8 protein-coding genes and 1 other RNA gene are annotated in these 7,130 nt (G+C 56.4%); 2 read left to right on the forward strand and 7 right to left on the reverse strand.

Features of this window, described 5'->3' with window-relative positions:
• Positions 1–164 precede the first annotated feature (164 nt).
• Both DBR30_RS17155 and DBR30_RS17160 read right to left on the reverse strand, forming a co-directional pair.
• Positions 165–581: a hypothetical protein gene (locus DBR30_RS17155; RefSeq protein WP_108539706.1), complete on the reverse strand. Its 417-nt coding sequence runs from the start codon at positions 579–581 to the stop codon at positions 165–167.
• Positions 578–928, reverse strand: coding sequence for an STAS domain-containing protein (locus DBR30_RS17160; RefSeq protein WP_005333409.1), 351 nt, complete (start codon positions 926–928; stop codon positions 578–580). The genes DBR30_RS17155 and DBR30_RS17160 overlap by 4 nt, the downstream gene beginning before the upstream one ends.
• Positions 929–1,266: 338 nt before the next feature.
• On the opposite strand from DBR30_RS17160, the gene DBR30_RS17165 reads away from it, so the two are divergent.
• Together DBR30_RS17165 and DBR30_RS17170 are read left to right on the forward strand one after the other, a co-directional pair.
• On the forward strand, positions 1,267–1,758 hold the full coding sequence (locus tag DBR30_RS17165; RefSeq protein ID WP_108539708.1) for a molybdopterin-dependent oxidoreductase: 492 nt from the start codon (positions 1,267–1,269) through the stop codon (positions 1,756–1,758).
• 8 nt (positions 1,759–1,766) lie between these two features.
• A complete protein-coding gene (locus tag DBR30_RS17170) occupies positions 1,767–3,593 on the forward strand; it encodes an ATP-binding protein (protein WP_108539711.1) in 1,827 nt (608 codons plus the stop codon).
• A gap of 25 nt (positions 3,594–3,618) precedes the next feature.
• Here the strand turns inward: DBR30_RS17170 and DBR30_RS17175 are convergent, their stop codons facing one another.
• The 5 genes from DBR30_RS17175 to DBR30_RS17195 all read right to left on the reverse strand — a co-directional run.
• Positions 3,619–3,828, reverse strand: coding sequence for a hypothetical protein (locus DBR30_RS17175; RefSeq protein WP_258224475.1), 210 nt, complete (start codon positions 3,826–3,828; stop codon positions 3,619–3,621).
• 84 nt (positions 3,829–3,912) lie between these two features.
• Positions 3,913–4,009, reverse strand: an RNA gene (gene ffs / locus DBR30_RS17180) — signal recognition particle sRNA small type.
• Positions 4,010–4,111: 102 nt separating this feature from the next.
• Complete coding sequence (locus tag DBR30_RS17185) at positions 4,112–4,900, reverse strand: sulfite exporter TauE/SafE family protein (protein ID WP_108539714.1); 789 nt, start codon at positions 4,898–4,900, stop codon at positions 4,112–4,114.
• 105 nt (positions 4,901–5,005) lie between these two features.
• On the reverse strand, positions 5,006–6,442 hold the full coding sequence (gene arcD / locus DBR30_RS17190) for an arginine-ornithine antiporter (RefSeq protein WP_005336921.1): 1,437 nt from the start codon (positions 6,440–6,442) through the stop codon (positions 5,006–5,008).
• A 358-nt stretch (positions 6,443–6,800) separates the two neighbouring features.
• On the reverse strand, positions 6,801–7,130 hold a 330-nt coding region (locus DBR30_RS17195), incomplete at its 5' end, for an SDR family oxidoreductase (RefSeq protein WP_146181389.1).

Consider the following 7,130-nt stretch of genomic DNA (forward strand, 5'->3'; position numbering starts at 1 on the left):
ATCTGGAAAGGCTGATCAAAAGCAGGCTCACCGGGTTGCACTATGGCCAACCGATCACCGGGAGCCAAAAAGGTGGAGGCCAGTAACGGGCAGGTGAACAACAGCAAGAGAACACAGATCAATCCTTCGAGAGCGCCCCGTTTCATAGACATCCTTTTCGTCTGTTACGTCTGCCCCCATTGGCGTAAGGGGAGCCCTGACCAATCAGCACGACAGCCATCCGCTGTTGTCTGTTGCAGCCGCAAACGTACTTGTTGTAGTGATTGTGCCAACACGGTCTGACGCCAGGCTACATCCGACCAGAGCCGTCCGTGCATATCCCGTTCGATATCAATACGTTGAGATTGTAGCCGTTTCAACTCGGCAGGCATACACCCCTGCAGACTCGCTTGCTTTAATTCCGTCAGCTGCAAGTCGAGGTCCTTCTGACGCTCATCATAACGAGACCAGACCCGCCGTTCATCCTCATTGACCGGAATACGGGTGGGTCTTGCCTCTGCCATGCCGCCATACCCCTGTGGCGGCCACTGCGCACAACCCGACAGCAGAATGGACGAGAGCAGGATACCAAACCGTTTCATGACGCTGCTGCCATCATGCCACGGGAACGCATATAGGCCTTGATGCTCTCATGGCAAGGGATCACCCGATCGATATGCAACATCTCCAGCAGGTCGTGAGGTTGGCCTGGTCCACAGACAAGCGCCATCTGATGCCCGTTCATAATCAATCTTTTATAGAGAAATACCAAGGCTCCGATACCCGACGAGTCGATAAAATGGACATCGCTGATATCGGCCAGGATATCTCCCGGATGGGTCGAGAGGGTTTCAAACAACGGGCGGAGCTCACTGACGGCCATCGCGTCAAACTCGTTTTCCAGTACCACTACCTGGATATCATTAAGGGTGTAAGTCATGCTTTCCATCGCTAGCTCCTTGTCGATTCTCAGACTATTTGCTGTCACGGCATTCAGCACGTTGCAAATGTTATGCCGGGCAGTGCCACGGCACTTGTTCTCCAAATGATACTCTTTGCGCCTTATTCGCCAACCCCCACGCCTCGTTTTGATTGCCAAATTGCAATTAACCTCCCCCACACGTTGCAAACTGCAATTCACCTTGGCCGAGATCGCCCGATGACAGGCTAAATCACTGATAATTCAAGCCCATTAGACTGGGCCCGATTATTGCTTGCTTTTGCACACAGCTCACAAGCCACCGTTGGCTCGGCCCCCATGCCGCCATATTCCAGGAAGGAGAGATCATGAAAGCAGGCCTTTACATCGCACCACTGTTGGCAGCCCTTTGCGGCACCGCATACGCAGCCCCCTCCCCTGACAGCGCCGTGTTGAAGGTTGAAGGCGCCATCAGCAGCCCCACTCATCAGTCTCTGGTCCTGTGGGACAGCGCCATGCTGGATCAACTACCGGTACACGAAATCAAAACCCATACCCCCTGGTATGACGAAGCCAAGACTTTTCGCGGCCCGCTGCTGCAAGATGTATTGGCCAAGGTCGGGGCAACCGGCAAACAGCTCACCATTACCGCGCTCAATGACTACTCGGTACAGGTGCCGACAAGCGATGCCGAGCAGTATCAGGTCATCCTCGCTCGCACGATCAATGGCAAGCCACTGTCGGTGCGTGACAAAGGGCCGCTGTTCCTTGTCTATCCGTTCGATCAATATCCCGAACTGCAAAACAAGCTCTATTACGGTCGGGCTATCTGGCAGATCAGCGCGATAAAAGTGGAGTAGATCCCATCATGCGTTCCATGGCGGCCAGTCAACGTTTCTTGTTTGTGGTGCTTTGCGTGCTGCTCCTTGCCTTTGCCGGTATTGGTACCATCCAGTACCGGCAATTTCAGGATCTGCAGCGCAGTACCAGCCAGGGCGAAGACAACGTGATGTGGAACTATTTCCAGCTCTATAACGAAGCGCTGCGTTTTCAAAGCTCGCTGCTCCATGAGTCGCAACCGACCTTCCAACTCAGATACGATATTCTGGTCAGCCGCATGGATCTGGTACTGGAGAGCAAGGATCGCAGCCTGCTTCAGCAAACAGAGATCTACCAGCAGGCAAGCAAAGCCATTCGCTCCTACATCTCTCTGGCGGATATCTGGCTCGGCCCGGAAGCCACCAAGTCGCTCAACAATCTTGCCCATCAGGAGCTGCGCCAACAGCTCGCCTCCCTGCTCCCCCTGCTCCATCAACTGACTCTGGAGGTGAACCAGCAGGCGACCCTGTTTGATGTGGCGCGTCGCGACAGCGTGAGGGAGCAGATCATCACGACGACACTCATCGCGACCCTGCAATTTGCGCTGCTCTTTGTGCTCGCCCTGCTGATCTGGCGGCAAATGAATATCTCGTTTCTGCAACACAAACTGATGCAGCAGCTCAATGACAAACTGCTGCGGGCAAATCAGGCGGCAGAGGCAGGCACAAGAGCCAAAAGCAGCTTTTTGGCCAACATGAGCCATGAAATTCGCACCCCCATGAATGGCATTCTCGGCATGCTCTCACTGCTGGCCGACCGGGATATGGATCCGAGGGAGCGAGACTATCTGGAGACGGCGCGGGAATCGGCAAACCATCTGCTCGGTCTGCTCAACGACATTCTGGATGTATCCAAGCTGGAAGAGGGCAAGATCGAGCTGCAACTGGCCCCCCATCACTTGCCCCAGCTGCTGGAGGATATTCGGGCCCTGATGCAGAGCAACTGCGATGCGAAAGGGATCAAACTGACCCTGACTGTTGCCTCCGATACGCCGGAGTGGTTGATGATCGATCCGCTGAGAGTGCGCCAGATCCTCTTCAACCTGGTGAGCAATGCCATCAAGTTCACCCATCAGGGGGAAGTAAAGATCCATGTTGATAGCACCCTGTTGGAGCAGGATCGCCACTCGATACGCATCTCGATCCAGGACACCGGGATCGGCATGAGCAAAAGTCAGCTAAAGAACCTGTTTCAACGTTTCGCCCAGGCGGATGTCTCGATCACCCGCCAATATGGTGGATCGGGCCTGGGACTTGAAATATCCCGTAACCTCGCACGCCTGATGGGCGGCGATATCTCGGTAGAGAGCAGCGAGGGACATGGCAGTACTTTTACCTACATCTGGCCCGCCAGAGCCACGACCCCCTCGATTGTTTGCCTGCCGTCCAAGCAGCTGGATCAGGAGACCTATCGCATCTTGCTGGTTGATGACAATGCCACCAACCGCAAGGTGATCGGCGCCATGCTCGACTCCGTGGGCCATCAGGTCACACTGGCCGTTCAGGGAGAAGAGGCGCTGGAGAAACTGGGTCACACCGAATTTGATCTGGTGTTGATGGATGTCCAGATGCCAGTGATGGATGGCCTGGTGGCCACCACCCGGATCCGCACCTCCCAGATGCCTTGGGCAGATATCCCCATCATCGCCCTGACGGCGGATGCGATGCCGGAATCCAAGCAATACTATCTTTCCCATGGCATGAACGGGTATATCACCAAGCCCATCAATAAAGAGACGCTGCTAAGCGAGATAAACAGACATATTTCCCATGGGCGGCTCAAATACAACGCGACCCTGCGTGTCACCAAGCAATAAAAGCCCCCGGATTACGGGCTACTGATTACTCATCTGGGGCAACATTGACCTCTGCAGGCAACTGAATGGGCTTGGGTCTGGAACGCGCACAGGCAAGCAGCTTCGCAACAGCTGCACGGGCCGTCAGCTTGTCTCGGGTATGCAGGGATTTGTTGATCTCTTTACGACGACCACAGGGGAGCGTGGTGACTTTCCGGTAATACCAGATGCCGTGGGGACTGAGCCAGAGATTCATCGATGAGCTCCTCGTCGTCCACACAAAGTGGATGACCAAGGGCTTTAGAAAGCTAACTTATTGAATTGCAGAAACAAGTGGTGGCCCTACCAGCCACATCCCGGCACTCGAGTCCCCCGCCTTGGCTGCTACCTTCCGGTCCTGACCAGGTCGACGGGTTATCAATGCGAGAGGACCAATAGGACCACCGGCGAGGAGAATAGGCAAACTGGGCGTTCAATGCAACGGCTTTCTACCCTCCAACAGATCGTTTGCCTTATTTTTCAACAATCTGCCGAATGAATCAGCTAAACAGCATAAATTTCGCCCCCACCAGCAGCATCAGCAGAGCAAATGCCTGCTTGAGGCGTCTTGGTGACAATCGGTGTGCCAGCTTGGCACCAAGGCGGGCAAACTGGGTACTGGTCAGCACAATGCCGAGCAGCGCGGGCAGATAGATGTAGCCCACACTCCACTCGGGCAGATCGGCATGACCCCAACCCGCATAGAGGTAGCTGAGGCTCCCCGCCAGCGCGATGGGCATGCTGCAAGCTGCAGAGGCCGCTACCGCATTGCGCATTGGCACCGAGTTCCAGCTCAGATAAGGGACGGTCAGCGAGCCACCGCCAATACCAAACAGCGCTGACATCCAGCCAATGATGGTACCGGCGATGCCTGTGCCGAGCGCCCCCGGCATATGGCGCTCCGCTTTGGGCTTGAGATTGAGCCCCATCTGTAGCGCCATGATCCAGGCGAAGCAGCCGATAATGATATTGAGGGTGCTGGTACTGAGCAGATTGGCCGTCATACCACCGAGCCAGGCACCAACCAGCATGCCCGCCCCCAATCTGCGGATCATCACCCAGTCGACGGCGCCCGCTTCCTGATGTGCTCTCAGCGAGCTGAATCCGGTAAAGATCATGGTGGGCAACGAGGTGCCGAGGGCCAGATGGGTAATTATTTCAGGGTCGATGCCCTGGGCGCGAAAGGTCATGACCAGCACGGGGACAATGATCAATCCACCGCCAATCCCGAACAGCCCTGCCAGCATGCCGGCAAAGGCGCCCAGCAGGAGGTAACCCATAAACAGCATAAAAATTCCTGTGTTAAACAAAAACTGGCCAACACGGCCGGGCAACAGTGGATATCTGCATGAAAAAAAAGAGATGGCGCGAGGGCCATCTCTTCATTGTGCCGGTTAGTGCAGTGGAATGGTACCGTCCATCACCTTGTAGAAGGCCAGCACGGCACAGCCAAGCAGGGCCGCCGTCATCCCCTGCTCCAACCGGTTAAGGCCGCGTAGACCGTGATGCTGACGCGCCTTCCAGTAGATGAAGATGCCCGGACTATAGAGCAGCGCCACCAGCAGCAGGTATTCCACACCGGCAGCGTAGACCAGCCAGCAGCCGTAAACCGTCGCCACCAGGGCCAGCAGCAGGTCACGCTTGCGCTGATGGGGTTGACCCTGATAGGTCTCCCCTTTCAATGCCAGTTTCAGACCATAAGCGCCAGAGAAGACATACGGCACCAGCGCCGCCGAGGTGGCGATGTTGACCAGCGCCAGATAGGTGCTGCTCTGGAAGTAGATGATGATCAGGAAGATCTGCACCAGACAGGTAGAGCACCAGAGGGACACCTGCGGCGAGCCGTTTTTGTTCTCCTTGGCAAACCAGCCCGGGAAGACGCCGGTCTTGCCTGCGATGTAGGGCACTTCAGCGGCCAGCACGGTCCAGCTGAGCAGAGCCCCCATCACTGACACCACCAGACCAATATTGATAAGCCAGGCGCCCCAGGGGCCGACCACGGCCTCGAGGATCATGGCGGTCGAAGGGTTCTTGAGCGCCGCCAGTTGCGGCTGGCTCATGACACCCAGCGAGAACAGGGTCACCATCACATAGAGTGTCAGGGCGCCGAGCAGCGCCAGCACGGTGGCACGGCCCACATCCTTACGATGACGGGCACGGGCAGAGACCACCACGGCCCCTTCAATCCCGATAAAGACCCAGAGTGTCACCTTCATGGTGGACTTGACCTGATCCATGACGGAGCCCAGCTCCATGTTGTTCTGGCCCCAGATATCCAGAGTGAAGGTATCCATGTTGAAGGCCAGCAGGATCGCGACACAGAAGACAATGAGCGGCACCATCTTGGCAATCGTAGTGACGATATTCACCAGCGCCGCAACCTGAACCCCGCGCAGCACCAGCGCATGCACCGACCAGATCAGGATGGACGCGAGAGTGATGGCGACCGGCGTATTGCCATCGCCGAAGATGACGTTGTCCGGCGTATCGAAGAAGTAGCTCAGGGCGCTGAACACCACGATGGCGTAGGATACGTTGGCCAGCAGTTGGCAGAGCCAGTAACCCCAGGCGGCGTTGAAACCGATGAAATCGCCGAAACCGGCTTTGGCATAGCTGAAGATACCGCCATCGAGATCGGGGCGGCGCATGGAGAGGTTCTGGTAAACCAGTGCGAGACAGATCATGCCAAGGCCAGTGATGGCCCAACCCAGGGCGACCGCCCCGGCACTGGCATGCGCTGCAATGTTTTGTGGCAGACTGAAGACCCCGGCGCCGACCATAGAGCCGATCACCAGCGAAATGAGGGCGCCCAGCCCTAGTTTCTTGTCCATTTCAATCCTGTTTATTTAGGCGGCGGCAGAGCGTCCGTATTCATACTGCGCGCAATATGGGAGGGGCTGGGAATCCTGACCCCGTGAAAAAGGCGGCAACTATATTGCATGACTATTCCGACCGCAATCCCTCGTCCCGTCAATCATGCACCGCCTTGACCGCGCGCAATTTTACAGCACTGACCCATATGGCCTGTGAGCTGGCTCAAATTAACCAAGACCCATTGATATTTCTCATTTTTCTGCCAACACAACCTGACTCGCATGGTTCCTATGCATCGCCATTCAGGCACTCTCTGTATAAATAATCTGCATAAAAAAGCCCCGGTGGAAACACCGGGGCCCATTATGTAAATCCCTATAAACGCAAACCGCCATCCAGTTCAATCATCCGCCCCGACAGATAGTCGTTGGCAAAAATAAAGCTCACCGTCTCGGCCAGCTGTTGCGCCTCGCCAAGGGTGCCGACCGGAATGGCCTGCTGCATCCGCGCCATCGCCTCCGGCTTCATCGCCGCCGTCATGTCGGTGGCAAACACCCCGGGAGCAATCCCCATCACCCGAATGCCATGGCGCGCCAGCTCCCGCGCCCAGGTCACCACCAGCGAGGCGACCCCCGCCTTGCTGGCGGCATAGTTGCTCTGGCCAATATTGCCGGCGCGGGCGATAGAGGAGATGTTGATGATGAC

The sequence above is a fragment of the Aeromonas sp. HMWF017 genome (assembly GCF_003061465.1).
Lineage (GTDB): Bacteria > Pseudomonadota > Gammaproteobacteria > Enterobacterales > Aeromonadaceae > Aeromonas > Aeromonas veronii.